The following is a 19,238-nucleotide window of genomic DNA, read 5'->3' as shown; positions in this document are numbered from 1 at the left end:
CGGCGGGCGCTGCGCGGCGGCGGGCTTGTGCTCGTCGTCGCTCATCAGGCGGCCTCGGCTTCCGTGAGCTGGGACAGGACGATCTCCCGGTAGGTCTCGTTGTCGGTCATCAGCTCGGTGTGCGTACCGGTGCCGACGACCCGGCCCTCGTCCAGGACGACGATCCGGTCCGCGTCACGGATGGTGGACACCCGCTGGGCGACGATCAGCACGGTCGCGGCGGCGGTCTCGTGCAGCAGCGCGCGGCGCAGCGCCGCGTCCGTCGCGTAGTCCAGCGCCGAGAAGGAGTCGTCGAAGAGGTAGATTTCCGGCTTGCGGACCAGGACCCGCGCGATGGCCAGGCGCTGCCGCTGCCCGCCGGAGACATTGCTGCCGCCCTGTGCGATGGGCGCGTCGAGCCCGCCGTCGAGCCGCTCCACGAAGTCCTTGGCCTGCGCCACCTCCAGCGCGTGCCACAGCTCCTCGTCGGTGGCGTCCGGTTTGCCGTACCGCAGGTTGGTCGCGACGGTGCCGGAGAACAGATACGGCTTCTGCGGTACGAGGCCGACTGTCTCGGCCAGCAGCGCGGGGGCCAGCTCCGCGACGTCCTCGCCGTCGACCAGCACCCGGCCGCCCGTCGCGTCGTACAGCCGCGGGATCAGGCCGAGCAGCGTCGACTTGCCGCTGCCGGTGGAGCCGATGATCGCGGTCACCTCACCGGGCCTGGCGACCAGGTCGACACCGCGCAGGACGGCCGCCTCCGCGCCGGGGTAGGCGAACTCCACGCCGGTCAGCTCCAGGTCGCCGTGGCGGCGCAGGGTCAGCACGGGCGCGGTGGGCGGGACGACGCTGGACTCGGTGCCCAGCACCTCCTCGATGCGCTCGGCGCAGACCTCGGCGCGCGGCACCATCATGAACATGAAGGTGGCCATCATGACCGACATCAGGATCTGCATCAGATAGCTCAAAAACGCCGTCAGGGCGCCGATCTGCATCCCGCCGCTGTCGATGCGGTGCGCGCCGAACCACAGCACGGCGACGCTGGAGATGTTCACCACGCCCATCACCAGCGGGAACATCAGCGCCATCAGCTTTCCGGTGGCCAGCGACACATCGGTCAGACTGTCGTTGGCCTCGGCGAAGCGGCGCTGCTCGTAGTCGTCCTTGACGAAGGCGCGGATCACGCGGATGCCGGTGATCTGCTCGCGCAGCACCCGGTTCACGGTGTCGACGCGGGTCTGCATCGTGCGGAACAGCGGGCGCATCCTGCGGATGATCAGGCTGATCACGATGCCGAGCAGCGGCACCACGGCCAGCAGCAGCGACGACAGCGGCACGTCCTGGCCGAGCGCCATGATGATGCCGCCGACGCACATGATCGGCGCGGACACCATCAGCGTGAACGTCAGCAGCACCAGCATCTGCACCTGCTGCACGTCATTGGTGGTGCGGGTGATCAGCGACGGCGCCCCGAACTGCCCGACCTCGCGGGCCGAGAAGCTCTGCACCCGGTCGAAGACCGACGCGCGGATGTCACGGCCGACCGCCATCGAGGTCCGGGCGCCGAAGAAGACCGCGCCGATCGCGCAGCAGACCTGGACGACGGTCACCCCGATCATGACGCCGCCCAACTCCACGATGTAGCCGGTGTCGCCCTTCACCACTCCGTTGTCGATGATGTCGGCGTTGAGCGTGGGCAGGTAGAGCGTGGCTATGGTCTGGACGAGTTGGAGCAGTACCAAGAGACCGATGGGTCGCTTGTACGGGCCCAGGTGGGCCCGCAGGAGTCTGATCAGCACACTGAAACCTCGGTGTCGGCGGTACGGGCGCCGCGTACCCGGCGGGACGTACGCAGGCGGCGGAAGGCGCGTACGGAGACGCAGCGCGGGGGAGGGGACGTTGCCCCGGCCCGCCGAGCTTTGCCCGCCCTTTGCCCGTGTTGATCGGCGGAGGATCTTATCTTCCGACACCGCCGGGCCGCATGGGATTAAAGCGAGGCAAAGGCCCCCGGGTGCGTCTGCTCGCGCACCGCGACGTACTGCTGACGCACCGCTGACCCCACGGCCGAGTCGTCGCCCGGCTCCAGCAGTTGCGTGGCCGCCTCGGCCCACGGCGGCGGTTCGGTCTGCGACTGCGAGCCGAGCACCGCGCCCAGCGACCAGGCGGCCTGCCGCGCCGCGCCCAGCGCCGCGTACTCGGCGGCCGGCGGTACGACGACCTGCGTGCCGAACAGCGCGGGCGCGATGGCGCGCACCGCGGGCAGCTCGCCCGCCGCGCCCAGCAGGAACACCCGGCGCACCTCGACGCCCTTGTTGCGCAGCACGTCCAGCGCGTCCGTCAGCCCGCACAGCATGCCCTCGAAGGCGGCCCGCGCCAGGTGCTCCGGCTTCATCGAGTCGCGCCGCAGCCCGGCCAGCGTCCCCGCGGTGTGCGGCAGATCGGGCGTCCGCTCGCCCTCCAGATACGGCAGCAGCACCAGTCCGTACGCGCCGGGCGTCGACTGGAGCGCCAGTTCGGACAGCCCGGCCAGGTCGGTGCCCAGCAGATCGGCGGTGCCGCGCAGCGTACGGACGGCGTTGCGCACCTGCACCACCGGCAGATGGCGGCCGGTCGCGTCGGCGAAGGCGGTGACCGTACCCGTCGGGTCCTTCAGCGCCTCGTGGTGCACGGCGAAGACGGTGCCCGCCGCGCCCAGGGAGACCACCGCGTCGCCGGGGCCGAGGCCCAGGCCCAGGGCGGCGGCCATGTTGTCACCGGTGCCCGCGGAGATCAGCAGGCCCTCGGGGGTCTGGCCCGCGGGTTCGGCGGGGGCCAGTACGTCGGGGAGCGCCACCTGGTGGCCGAGCGCCCGCTCGACCAGATCCGTGCGGTACTCGCCGGTGGCCGCCGACCAGTAGCCGGTGCCCGAGGCGTCGCCGCGGTCGGTCGTCCGGCGCGCGGGCCGCCCCAGCAACTGCCACACCAGCCAGTCGTGCGGGAGCATCACCTGGGCGATGCGCGTGGCCGTCTGCGGTTCGTGCTGCGCGATCCAGCGCAGCTTCGCCACCGGATACGCGGCCTGGGGCACCGAGCCGACCGCCTCGGCCCACCCGGCCGCCCCGCCCAGCTCGTCGGTGAGGTCCACGGCCTGCGCCTGCGCCCGCTTGTCGCCGCGCAGCAGCGCCGGGCGTACGGCCACCCCGCCCGCGTCCAGGGCCAGCAGCCCGTGCTGCTGCCCGGAGATGCCTATCGCCTGCACCCCTTCGAGGACGCCGTCCTTGGCCGCCTCGCCCAGCGACAGCAGCCACGCCTGCGGGTCGATCTCGGTCGGCTTCTCGCCGTCGTCCAGAGGGTGCGGCGCATGGCCCTGCCTGAGTACCGCCCCGGTCTCGCTGTCGCACACGACGACGGTCGTACCGGTGGTGGAGCTGTCTATGCCCGCGACTTTCCCCATGGACGAGATGATGCCCCACGAGGGGCGGGCGCGGGGTGACAGCTGTGCATCAGGTTGCGTCAGGTGTTCGAGAAGCGAGCGGGGTACGGGCGGTGACGCCCTCCCTCAGGTGTTGGAGGTGCCCCAGTCGTCCTCGGGCGGCGCGCTGCGGTCGCGCAGCGCCTTCACCCGCTCGGTCACCGACTCCGGCAGCCGGTCACCGACCTTCGCCGTCACCGTGTCCGCGGCCTTCACCGCGGCGCTCCTGCCGGTCTGCGCGGCGCTCTCCGCCGCGTTGCGCACCGCCGGGTTCTGCGCGACGCGCTGCGCGCTCTTGCGCAACTGCTCGTACCGCTCGCGCCCGGCACGCGCGCCGAGCACATAGCCGACGACGGCTCCACTGATGAACGTCAGCCGGTAGCGCATGGGCTCCACCCTCTCTCCGTCGGACACGTCAGGCATAGGACAAGTCGGGCCAAGGTGCCGTGTGCTGCGCGCCTACCCTGTGCACCCGGGTGACAACCCTGGCGCAACTGGTTGGCGGAGCACCCCCTCACTTGCGCTAATGTATGTGTCGCAGCGAACGCGCGCCGTCCGGGACACCCTGACGAGTGCATTCGGTGCACGCAGAGCGATCCCCTGTAGCTCAATTGGCAGAGCAGCCGGCTGTTAACCGGCAGGTTACTGGTTCGAGTCCAGTCGGGGGAGCTCGGTCCCCTGTAGCTCAATTGGCAGAGCAGCCGGCTGTTAACCGGCAGGTTACTGGTTCGAGTCCAGTCGGGGGAGCGCCGGATCAGGACCCCGTTGGGGTCCTTTTTCATGCCCTCGGGAACCAACTCCCCGCCCCCGCGAGTCCACCCAACGACGCGTCTGTGACCCGCGAGGGCGACAGATCGTATGAGCAGCTATGCTGCGGCAGACGGCGCGCGAGGCGCACCGTACGGGGCGGTAGCTCAGCCGGTTAGAGCAGCGGACTCATAATCCGTCGGTCGTGGGTTCGAGTCCCACCCGCCCCACCCTGCGCTGTGCCGCGAAGCCGGCACTTCGCGGACGGTCTCCGGGGGCGGCGATCATGGCGCCGACACCCCCCCGCGTGAGCATCCGTCCGAGTGGCGTCCGCGGCGCCTCCTTGACGGGGCCGTGTGTGGTCGCGTGGGGCGGCCTCGTGGCCCACCTCGGCGGGGGCCAGGGCTGATCGGCGCGAGACCGCGCGAGGCGGCCCCGCTTTCCGCGTGCGCGGGGAGCGGGTCAGGCCGGCCAGGTGCCGGTGAGCCGCCGGGTGGCGGTGGCGCCGCTCCGGCTGACCGCCGCCTTCACGACGGCGAAGATCAGCCCGTGCAGCGCGGCCGCGATCAGGACCTCCTTCCAGGCGCGCTCCTCGTCCAGCGCGTCCGGGGTGTCGTCGTCGTGCCCGACCACCTTCCACATCTGCTTGAAGGCGGCTCCGGCCACCGCGCCACCGGCCACGCTGAGCAGCAGGCCGACCGGGCGGTAGGCGATCTTCGCGGCGTTCACTTGCGGCCCCTCTTCCAGCGGACGGTGAAGAACACCACGACGGCGCCGATCGCCGCGGCGACGGCCGCGCCGGGGCGGCGCTTGACGGCGTCGGCGGCCTGCTGGGTCTTCTCGGCCAAGGGCTCGGGGGTCTTCTCGCTGACCTTGGCGGCCACCGCCGCGGTGCCCTCAGCGATCTTGGCCGAGGCGGCAGCGGCCTTCTCCCGCACCGGTTCGGGCGTCTTGTCACGGACCAGCGCGCCGACTTCGGCGGCCTTCGCCCGGGCCGAGGCCGACGCGTCGGCCGCCGTGTCCTGAGCGGTGTCCTGGGCTTCGTCCTTCTTGGTCTGGGCGCGGTCCTTCAGCTCGGTGACCTTGCTCTGGACCTTGTCCTTGACCTCGGCGGCCTTGTCCTTCGCCTGGGCGGCCTTGTCGCCGACCTCATCCTTGATGTCGGCGGCCTTGCCCTTGGCGCGGGCCTTCACGTCGGCCTTGGCGGCCAGTTCCTCCACCGTCTCGCCGAGCTGCTCACGGGTGCTCTCCACCTGGGCGCGCAGTTCCTCGGGGGTGGACGGGTCCTTCTCGTCATGCGGGTCGATGGTCATCGCTTCGTCTTTTCCTTGATGGTGGCGACATCGGCCTTGACACCGGCGATCGCCTGCTCGGGAGCCGGCGGCGTCGCGCGGCTCACTTCCTTCTTCCCCGCCAGCGCCAGCGTGGCGGCGAGCGCCAGCAGCGCCACCGCGACGATCAGCGCCGACAGCCACACCGAGAACGTGAGGGCGAGCGCCGCGACCGCCGTGGCGGCCAGCGCCTCCAGACCGATGAAGGCCAGCAGCCCCGCACCGCCGAACAGCCCGCCGCCCATGCCGAACCGTTTGCCCTTCTGGGCCATCTCGGCCTGGGCGAGCCGCATTTCCTCGCGCACGAGCTGCGACATCTGCTGTGTCGCGCGCGACACCAGCTCACCGACCGACGGCTCACCCGAGCCGTCCGCCGCTCCGGAGCCGTCCCCTGCCGCCCGAGTTCCGACGGGATCCATCACCACTCACCGGTCCTTCCGTCTCCTATGCGCCCGGCTACCCGGGCTGGCCGGGCGCACACCGCGCTTCGGCAGGCGGCCGCGTGGCGGGTACATCGGTTCGGCTCAGGCGGGGGACGTACGGGGAAGGCGCGGGCACCGTCAGGCGAAGGTGTTCTTGTAGAAGAGGCTCGCGTCGAAGCCGGGGTCGGTCGTGGTGCCGGTCCTGCCGGAGAAGCCGAGGGTGAGGCGGGGCTGGCCGTCGGCCACCCAGATCGCGCAGCCCTGCGGCTCGCGGCCCGGGATCGTCGCCCCCGCGGTGGTGTGGAAGACCTCGCCGTGCTCGCCCCCGGCGTCGTTCATGCCGACGGCGGCGAGGTAGGACGGGCCGCCCGACTTGCCGTAGAGGAGGTAGGCGTACTCGCCGTAGAGGGTGACGCCCTGGAAGGCGGCGTCGTCCGGGATCTTCAGTTGGGCGTTGGTGGGCAGCGCGCGTTCGGCCTTCCTGTAGCCCTGGGAGAGCCGTCCCGCCACCGCGTCCTCCAGCGGGAAGACCACCAGCCGCCAGGGGTTGGGCGAGGTGGACTGGGTGGCGTAGCGGACCAGCAGCATGTTGTTGACGGGGTCGATCGCGGGGCGGGGCCGGACCGGACGGGCCCGTCCTCGACGGCGTCCGGCGGCACCACGCCCTCCGGCGGAACCACGCCGTCAGACGGAACCACGCCGTCAGACGGAACCACGCCGTCAGACGGCACCACGCCCTCCGCCGACGCCGGCGACGTCGACGCTGCGGCCGATCTGCCGCCGGAGCCCGACGAGGCCACACGCTCGGGATTCCTGGCCGGGCTCAAGGCGGTCGAACCGACGCTGGTCGACGACCCGGACAAGGCGGTACGCACCGGCCGCGACCAGTGCGGCGCTCTCGACGGCGGCGCGCGGTACGTCGACCACCTCGCGGCGGAACGCTTCGGCACCGACACCCACCCCCTCACCGACGACCAGGGCCGCGCCCTCAATCTCACGCTGCGCTACACGCTCTGCCCCGAACGCTGATCGGCGCTGATCGGCGCTGACCGCGCTGACCAGGGGCGCGGAGGGGCGCGGAGGAGCCGCGGACGGGCCGGCCGCGCGTCTGCCCCGGAGTGGGATGGATTACACCCGAGGCGTCCGCGGGATGGGCTCGGCGTATACCAGGCGTTTATCGGATCGTGGATATGTTTGCGCCCATGCCCAGCACGCCTCCGGCTCCCGATTCCGCGTTCGCCGACGCGGCCGAGCTCAATGCCCGGATACGTCGGCTCAGCGCGGGTCGCACCTCGTGGACCCCGGACGAGCTGACGGAACTGGCCCGCCTCCAGGCGGAGTGGCAGCTCGCGGTGGAAGGCGAGTCGGAACAGGTCTGACCCCGGACCGCGGCGGTACGGGGCCGGACCCGTACCCGTACGTGACTCCCTGACTACGCCGTCGCGCCGCGCTCGCCCAGCGACGACAGCAGCTGGAGCTTCTCGTAGGAGTCGGTGCCGGGGGTGGCGGTGAAGACCAGGAGGGTCTGGGACTGGGCGGGGTCCTGCAGGACCTGGCAGTGCAGGTGGAGGATGCCGACCTCGGGGTGACGGATCCGTTTGAGGTCGTCGGGGTGGCGGACGCCGATCTCGTGGGCGCTCCAGAGGGTGGCGAATTCGGGGCTCACGGCGAGCAGGGCGTCGACGAGGGCGGCGGCCCGCGAGCCGGGGCCCTGGCGGGAGAGCGTCTCGCGCAGCCCGGCGGTGAAGATCCGGCTGTGGGTGGGGTGGTCGGCCTCGGGGTAGATGCGGCGGGTGACGGGGTCGGTGAACCAGCGGTAGCCGAAGCTGCGGGCCATCCCGGTGTGCCCGGTCTCGTCGCCCAGCAGGGCGAGCGCCATCCGGGTCTGCGTCAGCGTCTCGCCGAGATCCGTCATGACCTGCGCGGGAGTGTCGTCCAGGCGCCCGAGGATCCGCATCAGACCGGGGCTGACGTGGTCGCTGCCCGATCCGCGCTCCGGGGCGCTGTGCCCCGCCATCCGGAAGAGGTGGTCGCGCTCGTCGAGCGAGAGATGCAGCCCGCGCGCGATGGCGCCCAGCATCGGCGCCGACGGCTGCGGGCCGCGGGCCTGCTCGATCCGGCTGTAGTAGTCGGTCGACATGCCGGACAGCGCGGCGACCTCCTCGCGCCGCAGCCCCCGCGTACGCCGCCGCGGCCCGCGCGGCAGCCCCACGTCCTCGGGTTGCAGCGCCTCACGCCGGGTGCGCAGGAAGTCCGCCAGCTGTTCTCGGTCCATGACCCCAGTCTCCCGCCTGTCCGGTCGCGGCCTCCCGCCCGTACGGCCAGCGTCTTCCGCCCGTACGGCCAGCGTCTTCCGCCCGTACGGCCACCCGTCTCCCGCCCGTACGTCCGCGGCTCAGCCCTCGGCGGCCACGCCGTCCGGGAACCGCACCCCCGCCAGCTCCTCCGACACCTGCCAGACCCGCCGCGCCTCCTCCTCGCTCCGCGCCGACCGGTACAGCGGCTGCTCCACCACGGGGCCGGTCAGATGCCCGAGGCCGCCGGGACCGTAGAAGGCGCCGCCGACCGCCCCCGGCGCGGTCGCCGCGTACAGCACCGGCCGCAAGCCGTCGTCCACGGTCTGCACGAACAGCCCGAGCCTGGACTGCCAGCGGAAGGCGCGGTCCATCCAGGTCGTCCGCTTCGCGCGGCCCAGATTCGGCCCGGCCGTCTGGAGATTGGTCGAGGTCAGGCCCGGATGCGCGAGGGTGCTGGTGATGCCCCAGCCGCCCGCGACGCTGCGCCGGTGCAGTTCCAGGCCGAACATCAGCACCGCCAGCTTCGACTGGCTGTAGACCTTCATCGGCGCGTAGCCGCGTTCCGCCTGGAGGTCGTCCCAGGCCAGCGCCCCCTGGCGGGCGCCGATGCTCGACTGGGTCGCCACCCGGGCGCCGCCCGCGGCGCGCAGCAGCGGCAGCAGATGCGCGGTCAGCGCGAAATGCCCGAGGTGGTTTGTCGCGAACTGCAATTCCAGGCCGTCCGCGGAGGTCTGCCGGGTCGCCGGGGTCATCACCGCCGCGTTGTTGACGAGGATGTCGACCGGCCTGCCCTCGGCGACCAGCGTCCGGCCGAGCGCGGCGACCGACTCCAGCGACGCCAGGTCCAGCTCCCGCGTCGACACCCGCGCGCCGGGCACCTCGGCCCGGATCCGCTCCACGGCCGCCGCGCCCTTCGCCGCGTTCCGCACCGGCAGCACGACCTCCGCGCCCGCCCGCGCCAGCCGCCCGCCCAGCCCCCGCCCGATCCCGTCGCTCCCGCCCGTGACGACGGCGAGTTTTCCGCTGAGATCGGGCACCGCGGTGTCCAGTGCGTTCTTACGTGTCATGACGGTTCGCTCCTGACGGTGGGTGGGGGCGGGCGATGCCGCATTCGCGGGGGCGGGCGAGCGCTTTCCAGCGGAGGAGAGGAACACAAAGGGACGGCGTGCGGATACGTATCCCGTGCGGCGGGCGAGGGAACCGCCCGGTCGGAGGAGCAACCCGCCCGGCTGGAGCGGGAACCCGCGGATTAGAGCAGGAACCCGCCCGACGCCTCGATCCGCTGTCCCGTGATCCACCCGGTCCCGTCGGACAGCACCGCGGCGATCACCCCGCCGATGTCCTCGGCGGTCCCGACCCGGCCGAGCGCGGCCTGGCCGGAGAGCGCGGCCCTGACGCCTTCGTCGTCCCGCATGAAGCCCCCGCCGAAGTCGGTGCCGGTGGGGCCGGGCGCGACGGCGTTCGCGGTGATGCCGCGCGGGCCCAGCTCCCTGGCCAGATAGCGGGTGAACACCTCCACGGCGCCCTTCATCGACGCGTACGCCGACAGGCCCTCGCTGGTGAAGCGGGTCAGCCCGGTGGAGAGGTTGACGATCCGGCCGCCGTCGGCGAGCAGCGGGACCAGCCGCTGGGTGAGGAAGTAGACGCCCTTGAAGTGGACGTTCAGCATCGTGTCGAAGCCCTCCTCGGTGGCTTCGAGGAAGGGTTCCGTCACGGCGGAGCCCGCGTTGTTGACGAGGTAGTCGAAGTCCGTCCGCCCCCAGCCCTCCTTGAGCAGCCGCCGCACCTCGTCGGCGAAGTCCGCGAATCCGGCGGTCCGCGCGGTGTCCAGGCGGAGCGCGTACGCGGTGCGGCCGAGCGCCCTCGCCTCGGCGACCACGGCCGCCGCCTCGTCCTCGTGCGACCGGAAGGTGATGATCGGATCGACGCCGTCCGCGGCGAGCCGCAGCGCGGTGGCGCGGCCGAGCCCCCGGTTGGCGCCGGTGACGATCGCGATCCTGGCCGGTGCGGCGCTGTCCGGGGCCGTGCCCGTGGTCGTGTCCGTGGTCGTGTCCGTGTGCGTGGTCATGACTCCAGCGTGGGCGGCGGAGACGGCCGGATGAAGGCCCCACTTGTCCAGGGATCGCCGATCCCACCTTGAGCGGGGGAGGGGCCCGCGCGGCCCGCGCGCATCCGGTGCCACCCGGTGTCCTTTTTACCCAATACGGAACCGGAGCAGAGAGATTTCGCGGGCCCCGATCCGCAGGATAGGTTTGCCTAAGTCAGGCCAGGCACACCTAAGCACGGGTCCGGGAGGACGAACATCGATGTGGGACGACGCGTTTCCGAGCTTCCTGATCGGACTCAGGGAAGGTCTCGAAGCCGGGCTGATCGTCTCGATCCTGGTGGCCACCCTGGTGCGCGGCGACGCCAAGTCCCGGCTTCCGCAGGTGTGGACGGGCGTCCTGGCCGCCATCGCCCTGTCGATGAGCTTCGGGGCGGTCCTCACCTTCACCGCCGCGAATCTGTCGGCGACCGCGCAGGAGGCGTTCGGCGGCACGCTCAGCGTCGTGGCCGTCGCCTTCGTCACCGCGATGGTCTTCTGGATGCGCCGCTCGGCCCGCAATCTGTCCGGTGAGATCCGGGAAAAGGTGACGGCCGCGCTCGCCATGGGCGGCGGCATGCTGATCCTCACCTCCTTCCTCGCGGTCGGCCGCGAGGGCCTGGAGACCGCGCTCTTCCTGTGGACCACCGCCCGCGCCGCGGGGGAGTCCGGCGGCCCGCTGGTCGGCGCCGCGATCGGCCTGGTGCTGGCCGCGGGGCTCTGCTGGGGTCTGTACCGGCGGGTGCTCAAGATCAATTTGAGCCGCTTCTTCACTGTGACCGGCGCCGTCCTGATCGTCATCGCCTCGGGCGTCCTCGGCTACGGCCTGCGCGACCTCCAGGAGGGCGGCGTGATCGCCGGGAAGACGGCGTACGCCTTCGACCTCAGCGCGCACATCGACGCCGGTTCCTGGTACGCCGCCCTCCTCCAGGGCGTCCTCAACCTCACCCCGGCCATGACCTGGCTCCAGGTCGCCGCCTACGTCGGCTACCTCGCGATCGTCATGACGCTGTTCGTACGCGGGCTGCGCAAGCCCGCGCCCGCGCCCGTATCCAAGAAGGCGGCCGAGGCACCGACGGCCGAGCCGACGGCGGCGGAGACGGCGCCCGCTTCCGCACCGGCCCCCGCTTCCGCACCGGACCCCGCCCCTGTGCCCGCTGTCACGGCGGCGCCCGCCCGCACCCGCTCCCGTCCCGTATGGCTGCTCCCGGCCGCCGTCGTCGCGATCCCCGCCGTGATCGGCGGCCTCGTCGTGGCCTTCGGCGACGGCAAGCCCGCGGGAGCGCAGACCGTCGCCGTCTCGCCGACCGAGTGCGGCAAGGGCTTCGTCGCCCCCAAGCCCGGCCGCCGGACCTTCTCGATGCGCAACACCGGCGACAAGGCGTCCGAGGTCTATCTGATCAACCCCGCCACCAACGCCGTCTACGGCGAGATCGAGGGCCTGGCCCCCGGCACCACCCGCGACCTGGTCGCCACCGTCGGCAGCGGCGAATACGCCTGGCGCTGCGTGCCGACCAGCGGCAAGGCGGTCACCTCCGCGTCCGTACGGGTCTCCGGCGGCAGCACCACCAAGGCCGTCCTGCCGCTGGCCGCGTCCGAACTCCAGCCGCCGCTCGCGTCGTACCGCGCCTATGTCAACACCGGGCTCGGCACGCTGGTCGGCCAGATCGGCACCCTGACGGCCGACCTCGCGGCGGGCGACCTCACCGCGGCGCGCGCCGACTGGCTCACCGCGCACGACACGTACTCCGCGCTCGGCGCCGCCTACGGGACCTTCGCCGACTTCGACGCGAAGATCAACGGCCGCAAGGACGGGCTGCCCGGCGGTGAGAAGGACCCGTCCTTCACCGGCTTCCACCGCATCGAGTACGGGCTGTGGCACGGCGAGTCCGCGGCCTCGCTCAAGCCGCTCGCCGTCCGGCTCGGCGCCGACGTGGCGGGCCTGCGCAAGGCGTTCCCCACACAGGACTTCGATCCGTCCGACCTGCCGCTGCGCAGCCACGAGATCCTGGAGAACACCCTCCAGTTCGAGCTGACCGGCGACACCGACGAGGGCAGCGGGACGAATCTGGCGACCGCGAACGCCAACCTGGCCGGTACGAAAGAGCTGTTGACGGTGCTGCGTCCGCTGATCACCCGGCGGGACCCGCGGCAACTGGCCCTGATCGACGCGGACATCGCCCGCCTCCAGAGGCTGCTCGACGGCACGCACAAGGGCGCCGCCTGGACCCCGGTCGGCTCGCTCGACACGGCGGTCCGCGCGAAGATCGACGGCGCGACCGGTCAGCTCCTGGAAGACCTCGCCCCCGTCCCCGACCTGCTCGAAATCCGGAAGTCCGCATGAGGCGCGAGGACCGTACGGCGCCAGGACCCGACCAACTCCCCGAAAGGAAGCAGCAGATGCCCGCCGACTCCACCCGACCCGAAGGCCACGAGGGCTACGGCGGTGACGCGGCGGGCGGCGGCACCTGCCCGATGGGCGCGGGCCGCAGGTCCTTCGTGAAGACCGCGCTCGGCGCGGGCGCGGGCGCGGCGGCGCTGGCGGGCGGCGGCCTCGCGCTGAGCACGGCGGCCGGCGGCAGCAGCGCCCAGGCGGCCGACGCGGGTCAGCGCGGCCAGGCCGCGGCGGTGGACTTCCACGGCGCGCACCAGGCGGGCGTCATCACCCCGCAGCCCGCCGCGGCGACCTTCGTCTCGCTGAACGTCATCGCGGACACCAGGGCCGAACTCGCCGACCTGTTCAGGACGATCACCGAGCGGGCCCGCTTCCTCACCGCGGGCGGCACCCCCGACGACCTGGGCGTCGGCGCGCCGCCGTCCGACAACGGCATCCTCGGCCCGACCGTCCCCGCCGACGCGCTCACCGTCACCGTCGGCGTCGGCTCCTCGCTCTTCGACGACCGCTACGGCCTCGCGGGCGCCAAGCCGCGCCGCCTCACCCCGATGCGGACCTTCCCCAACGACAACCTCCAGGCCGCGCAGTGCCACGGCGACCTGTCGTTGCAGATCTGCGCGGGCAGCACGGACACCGTCCTGCACGCGCTGCGCGACATCGCCCGGCACACCCGCGGCGGCATGCAGATCAAGTGGCGCATGGACGGCTTCCAGAACGCGCCCCGGCCGACCGGCGCGCAGCGCAATCTGCTCGGCTTCAAGGACGGCATCGCCAACCCGGACGTGAACTCCGGCCGGGAGATGGACCGGCTGGTGTGGGTGACGGACGCGCTCGGCGAGCCCGCGTGGGCGGCGGGCGGCAGTTACCAGACGATCCGGATCATCCGGATGCTGGTCGAGTTCTGGGACCGGGTCTCGCTCACCGAGCAGGAGCTGATGTTCGGCCGCCGCAAGGACACCGGCGCGCCGCTGGACGGCACGAAGGAGACCGACACCCCGCTCTACGCCAAGGACCCGCAGGGCAACGCGATCCCGCTGGACGCGCACATCAGAATGGCCAACCCGCGCACCGCCAGGACCGACGACTCCCGCATCCTGCGCCGCGGTTACAACTACGACCGGGGCGTGGACGCGGTCGGCAACCTCGACATGGGGCTGGTCTTCTGCTGCTACCAGCAGGACGTACAGCGGCAGTTCGAGGCCACCCAGACCCGGCTGATCGACGAGCCGCTGGTCGACTACATCTCCCCGGTCGGCGGCGGCTACTTCTTCGTGCTGCCCGGCGTCCGCGACAGCGAGGACTGGCTCGGCCGCGGCCTGCTCTCCGCCTGAGCCTCGGGCTGTCAATCCATCAGCAGGCCGTCGCACCCGGCGGATCAGGTGCCGTCCGCCTCTCCTCATCTGACGGTCCGTCAGGCATGCTGTGCCCGTGCCGGATTCCGGTGGGACCGGCGGCCGAGGAGGCGGGCATGGCGGTGGACAGGGCGGCGGACGGGCCGGCAGGTACGTCAACAGGTACGGACGGGACGGCGATCGAGGACGCGCTGTTCATCGGCGGGCGGTGGACCGCCCCGGAGCGCGGGCACTACGACGTGCTGAACCCGGCCACCGAGCGCGTGGTCGGGCGGGCGCCGGAAGCGAGCCCGGAACAGGTGCTCGCGGCCACCGCCGCCGCCCGGCGGGCGCTCGACGGCTGGTCGCGCACCCGCCCGGAGGAGCGCGGCCGGATCCTGGAGCGCGCCGGGCGGATCATCCTGCGCGAACTGAAGCCGTACGCGGCCCTGGCGGGCGCCGAGAGCGGCGCCACCGCCGCGACCGCCCGCGGCATGCAGGTCGGCGTGGCCGCCGCCCGCTTCCTGCGGTACGCGCGCGGCGCGCTCGAACCCACCGAGACCGCGCTGCTCCCGCAGCTCAACGAGGCGTCCGCGATGGGCGCGGGCGGCGTCTTCGGCGCGCTGGCGATCCGGCAGCCGGTCGGCGTCGTCGCCTGCGTCACGTCGTACAACAACCCCTGGGCGAATCCGGCGGGCAAGGTCGCGCCCGCGCTCGCGATGGGCAACACCGTCGTGGTCAAACCCGCCCCGCAGGACCCGCTGTCGGTCTACCGGATGGCGGAGGCGCTGACCGAGGCCGGGCTGCCGCCGGGTGTGCTCAACGTGGTGACCGGCTCGGGCGCCGACGTCGGCGAGGCGGTCGTCGGGTCGCCGGACACCGACATGGTGAGTTTCACCGGCTCCACGGCCGTCGGGCAGCGCATCGCGGAGACCTGCGGGCGCGGTATGAAACGGCAGTTGATGGAACTCGGCGGCAAGGGCGCCGCGCTGGTCTTCGACGACGCCGACCTCGACTCGGCCGTCGCCGGGATCGGCACCACCTTCAGCTTCTACAGCGGCCAGATCTGCACCGCCCCCACCCGCGTACTGGCCCAACGCGCGGTCTACCCACGGCTGGTGGAGCGACTGGCCGGGTACGCGCGGCGGCTCGTCGTCGGCGACCCCGCCCAACCCGCCACCGTCGTCGGCCCGGTCATCTCCGCCGCCCACCGCGACCGCGTCGAGGCGTATGTCGCGCTCGGCCGCAAGGAGGGCGCCACCCTGCTGGCGGGCGGTGAACGCCCGCCGCTGGAAAGGGGGTTCTACGTCGCCCCCACACTGCTGGCCGACTGCGCGCCCGACATGCGGGTGGTCCGCGAGGAGATCTTCGGCCCCGTCGTCGTGGTGCTGCCGTTCGACGACGAGGACGAGGGCGTCGCGCTCGCCAACGACAGCGACTACGGCCTGATCGACTACGTGTGGTCCGCCGACGTGCCTCGCGCCTTCCGGGTCGCGCGGCGGCTGCGCGCGGGCGGCGTCGGGATCAACACCGTGGGCCGCAACATGGAGGCGCCCTTCGGCGGCTTCAAGCGCAGCGGCGTCGGCCGGGACGTGGGGTCGTACGCGCTGCACGCCTACAGCGAGACGCAGAGCCTCGTCTGGCCCGGCTGAACCGCCGCCGGGCATCGGCCCGGCGCTGTACAGACCGCCCCGACCTGGCCTGAGCTGCGGCGACTTGTCCGCAGGGGAGTTTCCCGGCGAAGCCGGGACAAGCGTTACTCCGGGGTTCCGCCGCACCGCGACGGTCCCTTACAGTCCATCCGCCATGAACTACTGCCACACGTGCCGACGACACCTCAACGGCGCCTTCTCCTGCCCCGGATGCGGCGCGATCGCGGACCGGTCGGGGCTGCCCGACGAGGCCGACACGGCGCAACTGCCGCCGGTCACCGAGGAGGCCGCCGCAGCGGACGGCGCCGACCCGGCGCCGCCCGCGCCCGCGGCGACACCGGAGGCCCCCGCCGAGGGCTCCCTCGTGGACGACCTCCTCAGGGACTCGGGCCTCGGCCCGGACGCGGGCCCCGCCCCCGTCCCGACCGCCGCCGTCCCGACCGCCGCCGAGCCGGCCGCCCCCGTCCCGACCGCCGCCGTCCCGACCGCCGCCGTCCCGACCGCCGCCGAGCCGGCCGCCCCCGTCCCGACCGCCCCCGAGCCCGAGCCCGGCGGCACGGGCACGGGTACCGGCAGTGCTGTCGGAGTCGGCCACGGCGTCGGCAAGGACCCGGACACGGACCCCGGCACGGCGGGCGACGACAGCGCGTACGGCGGGACGTACACCGCCCCCAGCGCCGACCCGTACGTCCCCGCGTACGGCGAAGCCCCGCACGGGGACGCCCCAACGGCCCTGGCCGACAGCCTGCTCGGAGCCGGTGGCGGCGGCTACCGCGAGGACCACGACCTGCGCGGAACCGCCAGGCGCCGCCGCGGGCGTCACCAGCGGGCGGCGATCCTCGGCGTCGGCGCGGTCGCGGTCGTCGGCTCGCTGACGATGTTCGGCGTCGCGGCCTTCTCCGGCGGCTCGCCGAGCCCGTCCACCGATCCCGGCCCCGGCGTCTCCGCGATCTCCCCCTCGCCCGACGCGGCCCGGCCGTCCACCGGCGCGAGCGGCACCCCCGGCGTCCCGAAGGGCGGCGGCCGGACCAGTGGCAGCACGTCGCCCTCGGCGTCCGACAAGGCGTCCGCCTCGCCGTCGGCGTCGGCCTCGCGTTCCGAGAGCGCGCCCGCGTCCAGCCCGGCGGGGAAGCCCTCGCACACCGCGAGCGCGTCGCCGTCGAGGACGACCGCCGCACCGCCGACCACGACCGCGCCGCCGTCCTCGCCCGCGACGCCGTCGCCGACGTGCACGCATGTGCTCTGGTGGTGCCAGTAGGGTCCGTGCGGGGGACGGATCAGCGGGCGTCAGCCGTCGCCCTCGCCCGGCTCGCGGCCCGCGCCCGAGGCGTCACCGAGGCTGTGGTCGCGGTGCGCGCCGTCCGCCGGGTCGTCGCCCAGCATCTGCCGCAACAGGTCGCGCAGCATGGTGCGTTCCCGCTCGGAGAGCCCGGCGAGCGGTTCGCGGGCGAAGTCCAGGGAGTCGCGCAGTTTGTCGGCGACGGCGTGGCCCTCGGCGGTGGCCGCGGCCAGCTTGATCCGGCGGTCGGCCGGGTCGGTACGGCGCTCGGCCAGCCCCCTGACCTCCAGCCGGTCGATGATGCCGGTCACATTGGACGGCTCGCACTTCAGCCAGCGGGCGATCCGCCGCATGGGCAGCGGCCCCGAATTGAGCAGCGCGAGCACCTTGGCCTGCGCGCCGGTCAGTCGGTGGCGGGCGGCGGCCGACTCGTACTCCTGGTGGTAGCGGGCGGCGACGGTGCCGATCAGGCCGACGACCTCGACGGTCAGGGGATCGCTTCGGCGACGTGTCATGACCAACAGTTTACCCAAATGTTTGACATCATGAAACATCAAGGTCCATGGTTAGTTCAGTACCTGAATCATTTCCATGGTTGATCAGCGGTTGATGAGTGATCGACGCCGACCAGTGGTCGAACCGTCGCCGAAGGAGGACTTCCCCCATGCCGAAGAGCCGTGAATGGCACCTGGTCGCCCGCCCCCAGGGCTGGCCGGTGCCGGAAGACTTCGCGCTGGTCGAGACCGACGTCCCCGAGCCGGGCCCCGGTCAGATCCTGGTCCGCAACCTGCACCTGTCGGTCGACCCGTACATGCGCGGCCGGATGAACGAGGCGAAGTCGTACGCGCCGCCGTACGAGCTGAACCAGCCGATGCACGGCGGCGCCGTCGGCCGGGTCGTGGCCTCGCGGGCCGAGGACTTCGCGGTCGGCGACCACGTGCTGCACGGCCTCGCCTGGCGGGAGTACGCCCTGGTGGACGCCGCGCGCGCCGTCCGGGTCGACCCGGACCAGGCGCCGCTCACCGCGTATCTCGGGGTCCTCGGCATGACTGGGCTCACCGCATACGCGGGCCTGCTGAGGGTCGCCGAATTCGCGCCGGGCGAGGTCGTCTTCGTCTCGGGCGCGGCGGGCGCCGTCGGCGGCCAGGCCGGACAGATCGCCCGGCTCAAGGGCGCCTCGCGGGTCATCGGCAGCGCGGGCTCCGCGGAGAAGGTCCGGATGCTGGTGGAGGAGTACGGCTTCGACGCCGCCTTCAACTACAAGGACGGCCCGGTGGCCGGGCAGTTGAGGGCCGCCGCGCCCGACGGCATCGACGTGTACTTCGACAACGTCGGCGGGGAGCACCTGGAGGCCGCGGTCAGCGCGATGCGGGTGCACGGCAGGGCCGCCCTGTGCGGGGCCATCGCGCAGTACAACGCGACGGAGCCGGTGGCGGGGCCGCGCAATCTCGGCCTGATGGTCGGCAGGCGGCTCACCCTGCGCGGCTTCCTCGTCAGCGACCACGAGGACCTTCGCCCCGAGTTCGTCCGCGAGGCCGCCGGCTGGCTGCGTGACGGTCGGCTGCGGTACCGCGAGACGGTGGTGGAGGGAATCGAGAACAATCTGGAAGCGTTCTTGGGCGTGCTGCGCGGTGACAACACCGGAAAGATGATCGTCTCTCTTCCGGCGGAGTGACCCGCCGTCCGGCCGCCGACCGACCGGCCGGGCTCGACACCCGGCCAAAAATTCAACAAAATGTAGCAGGCGTGCTCGCGTGCCGTGCGGGCCGCCCGCCCCTCAGGAGGACACTTTCATGAGCATCCAGCCCGTAGACGTCCTGTACACCGCCGTCGCCACCGCGGAGAACGGCCGTGACGGCCGCGTCGCGACCGACGACGGCAAGCTCGACGTCATCGTGAACCCGCCGACCGAGATGGGCGGCGCGGGCAACGGCACCAACCCCGAGCAGCTCTTCGCCGCCGGGTACAGCGCCTGCTTCCAGGGCGCGCTGGGCGTCGTCGCCCGCCAGGCCAAGGCCGACATCAGCGGCTCCCGCGTGACCGCCAAGGTCGGCATCGGCAAAATCGCCTCCGGCGGCTTCGGCCTCACCGTCGAACTGGCCGTCTCCATCCCCAACGTGGACGACGTCACCGCCAAGGACCTGGTGGAGAAGGCACACCAGGTGTGCCCGTACTCCAACGCCACGCGCGGCAACATCACGGTGGACCTGAGCGTCGTCTGAGTTCTCCGCCGCTCACCCGGTCGGCCCCGGTAAGGACCGCGCTCCCAGG

The 19,238-nt window shown here is 72.6% G+C and carries 19 protein-coding genes and 3 tRNA genes; 10 read left to right on the top strand and 12 right to left on the bottom strand.

Annotation, left to right across the window (positions count from 1 at the left end):
- Positions 1-44 precede the first annotated feature (44 nt).
- The 3 genes from ACFZBB_RS01390 to ACFZBB_RS01380 all read right to left on the bottom strand — a co-directional run bounded on the left by ACFZBB_RS01390 (position 45) and on the right by ACFZBB_RS01380 (position 3,817).
- On the bottom strand, positions 45-1,778 hold the full coding sequence (locus tag ACFZBB_RS01390; protein WP_391116634.1) for an ABC transporter transmembrane domain-containing protein: 1,734 nt from the start codon (positions 1,776-1,778) through the stop codon (positions 45-47).
- Between the two features lie 188 nt (positions 1,779-1,966).
- The gene (locus tag ACFZBB_RS01385; RefSeq protein WP_355344733.1) at positions 1,967-3,412 is read right to left on the bottom strand and encodes an FGGY family carbohydrate kinase; all 1,446 of its coding nucleotides are present in this window, start codon (positions 3,410-3,412) and stop codon (positions 1,967-1,969) included.
- A 105-nt stretch (positions 3,413-3,517) separates the two neighbouring features.
- The gene (locus ACFZBB_RS01380; protein WP_391117468.1) at positions 3,518-3,817 is read right to left on the bottom strand and encodes a YtxH domain-containing protein; all 300 of its coding nucleotides are present in this window, start codon (positions 3,815-3,817) and stop codon (positions 3,518-3,520) included.
- A 209-nt stretch (positions 3,818-4,026) separates the two neighbouring features.
- On the opposite strand from ACFZBB_RS01380, the gene ACFZBB_RS01375 reads away from it, so the two are divergent.
- From ACFZBB_RS01375 to ACFZBB_RS01365, 3 genes are all read left to right on the top strand, one after another.
- Positions 4,027-4,099 (top strand) — tRNA-Asn (locus ACFZBB_RS01375).
- 5 nt (positions 4,100-4,104) lie between these two features.
- A tRNA-Asn gene (locus ACFZBB_RS01370) sits at positions 4,105-4,177 on the top strand.
- A 156-nt stretch (positions 4,178-4,333) separates the two neighbouring features.
- Positions 4,334-4,407, top strand: a tRNA-Ile gene (locus ACFZBB_RS01365).
- A 232-nt stretch (positions 4,408-4,639) separates the two neighbouring features.
- Here the strand turns inward: ACFZBB_RS01365 and ACFZBB_RS01360 are convergent.
- From ACFZBB_RS01360 to ACFZBB_RS01340, 5 genes are all read right to left on the bottom strand, one after another.
- Positions 4,640-4,906 (bottom strand): DUF4235 domain-containing protein, encoded by a 267-nt coding sequence (locus ACFZBB_RS01360; protein ID WP_391116632.1) that lies wholly within the window; start codon positions 4,904-4,906, stop codon positions 4,640-4,642.
- A complete protein-coding gene (locus ACFZBB_RS01355) occupies positions 4,903-5,490 on the bottom strand; it encodes a DUF3618 domain-containing protein (RefSeq protein WP_391116630.1) in 588 nt (195 codons plus the stop codon). Before ACFZBB_RS01355 ends, ACFZBB_RS01360 begins: the two co-directional genes overlap by 4 nt.
- Positions 5,487-5,927, bottom strand: coding sequence for a phage holin family protein (locus ACFZBB_RS01350; protein WP_355344864.1), 441 nt, complete (start codon positions 5,925-5,927; stop codon positions 5,487-5,489). The genes ACFZBB_RS01355 and ACFZBB_RS01350 overlap by 4 nt, the downstream gene beginning before the upstream one ends.
- A 141-nt stretch (positions 5,928-6,068) precedes the next feature.
- The gene (locus ACFZBB_RS01345; RefSeq protein WP_391116628.1) at positions 6,069-6,518 is read right to left on the bottom strand and encodes a hypothetical protein; all 450 of its coding nucleotides are present in this window, start codon (positions 6,516-6,518) and stop codon (positions 6,069-6,071) included.
- Positions 6,519-6,650: 132 nt separating this feature from the next.
- Positions 6,651-6,890 (bottom strand): hypothetical protein, encoded by a 240-nt coding sequence (locus ACFZBB_RS01340; RefSeq protein ID WP_391116626.1) that lies wholly within the window; start codon positions 6,888-6,890, stop codon positions 6,651-6,653.
- A gap of 242 nt (positions 6,891-7,132) precedes the next feature.
- Here ACFZBB_RS01340 and ACFZBB_RS01335 point away from each other — a divergent pair, with 242 nt between their 5' ends.
- Positions 7,133-7,309 (top strand): hypothetical protein, encoded by a 177-nt coding sequence (locus ACFZBB_RS01335; RefSeq protein WP_355344748.1) that lies wholly within the window; start codon positions 7,133-7,135, stop codon positions 7,307-7,309.
- Positions 7,310-7,362: 53 nt separating this feature from the next.
- Here ACFZBB_RS01335 and ACFZBB_RS01330 read toward each other — a convergent pair whose 3' ends face one another.
- The 3 genes from ACFZBB_RS01330 to ACFZBB_RS01320 all read right to left on the bottom strand — a co-directional run bounded on the left by ACFZBB_RS01330 (position 7,363) and on the right by ACFZBB_RS01320 (position 10,295).
- A complete protein-coding gene (locus ACFZBB_RS01330) occupies positions 7,363-8,205 on the bottom strand; it encodes a helix-turn-helix transcriptional regulator (RefSeq protein ID WP_355344751.1) in 843 nt (280 codons plus the stop codon).
- A 120-nt stretch (positions 8,206-8,325) separates the two neighbouring features.
- Positions 8,326-9,294 carry an SDR family oxidoreductase gene (locus ACFZBB_RS01325; RefSeq protein WP_391116624.1) on the bottom strand — a complete coding sequence of 323 codons (969 nt, stop codon included), beginning with the start codon at positions 9,292-9,294 and terminating at the stop codon, positions 8,326-8,328.
- 182 nt (positions 9,295-9,476) lie between these two features.
- Complete coding sequence (locus ACFZBB_RS01320) at positions 9,477-10,295, bottom strand: SDR family oxidoreductase (protein WP_391116622.1); 819 nt, start codon at positions 10,293-10,295, stop codon at positions 9,477-9,479.
- A 238-nt stretch (positions 10,296-10,533) separates the two neighbouring features.
- On the opposite strand from ACFZBB_RS01320, the gene efeU reads away from it, so the two are divergent.
- From efeU to ACFZBB_RS01300, 4 genes are all read left to right on the top strand, one after another.
- The gene (efeU, locus tag ACFZBB_RS01315) at positions 10,534-12,654 is read left to right on the top strand and encodes an iron uptake transporter permease EfeU (RefSeq protein ID WP_391116620.1); all 2,121 of its coding nucleotides are present in this window, start codon (positions 10,534-10,536) and stop codon (positions 12,652-12,654) included.
- A 131-nt stretch (positions 12,655-12,785) separates the two neighbouring features.
- Positions 12,786-14,036 (top strand): iron uptake transporter deferrochelatase/peroxidase subunit, encoded by a 1,251-nt coding sequence (efeB, locus tag ACFZBB_RS01310; protein WP_391117466.1) that lies wholly within the window; start codon positions 12,786-12,788, stop codon positions 14,034-14,036.
- A 137-nt stretch (positions 14,037-14,173) separates the two neighbouring features.
- Complete coding sequence (locus tag ACFZBB_RS01305) at positions 14,174-15,688, top strand: aldehyde dehydrogenase family protein (protein ID WP_391116618.1); 1,515 nt, start codon at positions 14,174-14,176, stop codon at positions 15,686-15,688.
- Between the two features lie 154 nt (positions 15,689-15,842).
- Positions 15,843-16,946, top strand: a complete 1,104-nt coding sequence (locus tag ACFZBB_RS01300) for a hypothetical protein (RefSeq protein WP_391116616.1) — start codon at positions 15,843-15,845, stop codon at positions 16,944-16,946.
- Between the two features lie 29 nt (positions 16,947-16,975).
- Here ACFZBB_RS01300 and ACFZBB_RS01295 read toward each other — a convergent pair whose 3' ends face one another.
- Positions 16,976-17,482, bottom strand: a complete 507-nt coding sequence (locus ACFZBB_RS01295; protein ID WP_391116614.1) for a MarR family transcriptional regulator — start codon at positions 17,480-17,482, stop codon at positions 16,976-16,978.
- 149 nt (positions 17,483-17,631) lie between these two features.
- On the opposite strand from ACFZBB_RS01295, the gene ACFZBB_RS01290 reads away from it, so the two are divergent.
- A complete protein-coding gene (locus ACFZBB_RS01290; RefSeq protein ID WP_391116612.1) occupies positions 17,632-18,642 on the top strand; it encodes a zinc-binding dehydrogenase in 1,011 nt (336 codons plus the stop codon).
- A 118-nt stretch (positions 18,643-18,760) separates the two neighbouring features.
- Entirely contained in the window at positions 18,761-19,189 is a 429-nt protein-coding gene (locus tag ACFZBB_RS01285; RefSeq protein WP_355344774.1) for an organic hydroperoxide resistance protein, read from the top strand.
- The last annotated feature ends 49 nt before the right edge of the window (positions 19,190-19,238 follow it).

This window comes from Streptomyces sp. NPDC008139 (genome assembly GCF_042957025.1).
Taxonomy (GTDB): Bacteria; Actinomycetota; Actinomycetes; order Streptomycetales; family Streptomycetaceae; genus Actinacidiphila.
Note: the sequence above shows the minus strand (reverse complement) of the source record. Positions and strands in the feature narration are given on the sequence as shown.

Coding starts and splice junctions, on each gene's coding strand:
- ACFZBB_RS01330 (WP_355344751.1), bottom strand. CDS start 8,205: ATGGACCGAGAACAGCTGGCGGACTTCCTGCGCACCCGGCGTGAGGCG.
- ACFZBB_RS01380 (WP_391117468.1), bottom strand. CDS start 3,817: ATGCGCTACCGGCTGACGTTCATCAGTGGAGCCGTCGTCGGCTATGTG.
- ACFZBB_RS01285 (WP_355344774.1), top strand. CDS start 18,761: ATGAGCATCCAGCCCGTAGACGTCCTGTACACCGCCGTCGCCACCGCG.
- ACFZBB_RS01335 (WP_355344748.1), top strand. CDS start 7,133: ATGCCCAGCACGCCTCCGGCTCCCGATTCCGCGTTCGCCGACGCGGCC.
- ACFZBB_RS01320 (WP_391116622.1), bottom strand. CDS start 10,295: ATGACCACGCACACGGACACGACCACGGACACGACCACGGGCACGGCC.
- ACFZBB_RS01355 (WP_391116630.1), bottom strand. CDS start 5,490: ATGACCATCGACCCGCATGACGAGAAGGACCCGTCCACCCCCGAGGAA.
- ACFZBB_RS01290 (WP_391116612.1), top strand. CDS start 17,632: ATGCCGAAGAGCCGTGAATGGCACCTGGTCGCCCGCCCCCAGGGCTGG.
- ACFZBB_RS01305 (WP_391116618.1), top strand. CDS start 14,174: ATGGCGGTGGACAGGGCGGCGGACGGGCCGGCAGGTACGTCAACAGGT.
- ACFZBB_RS01300 (WP_391116616.1), top strand. CDS start 15,843: ATGAACTACTGCCACACGTGCCGACGACACCTCAACGGCGCCTTCTCC.
- ACFZBB_RS01345 (WP_391116628.1), bottom strand. CDS start 6,518: ATGCTGCTGGTCCGCTACGCCACCCAGTCCACCTCGCCCAACCCCTGG.
- ACFZBB_RS01295 (WP_391116614.1), bottom strand. CDS start 17,482: ATGACACGTCGCCGAAGCGATCCCCTGACCGTCGAGGTCGTCGGCCTG.
- ACFZBB_RS01325 (WP_391116624.1), bottom strand. CDS start 9,294: ATGACACGTAAGAACGCACTGGACACCGCGGTGCCCGATCTCAGCGGA.
- ACFZBB_RS01385 (WP_355344733.1), bottom strand. CDS start 3,412: ATGGGGAAAGTCGCGGGCATAGACAGCTCCACCACCGGTACGACCGTC.
- ACFZBB_RS01350 (WP_355344864.1), bottom strand. CDS start 5,927: ATGGATCCCGTCGGAACTCGGGCGGCAGGGGACGGCTCCGGAGCGGCG.
- efeU (WP_391116620.1), top strand. CDS start 10,534: ATGTGGGACGACGCGTTTCCGAGCTTCCTGATCGGACTCAGGGAAGGT.
- efeB (WP_391117466.1), top strand. CDS start 12,786: ATGGGCGCGGGCCGCAGGTCCTTCGTGAAGACCGCGCTCGGCGCGGGC.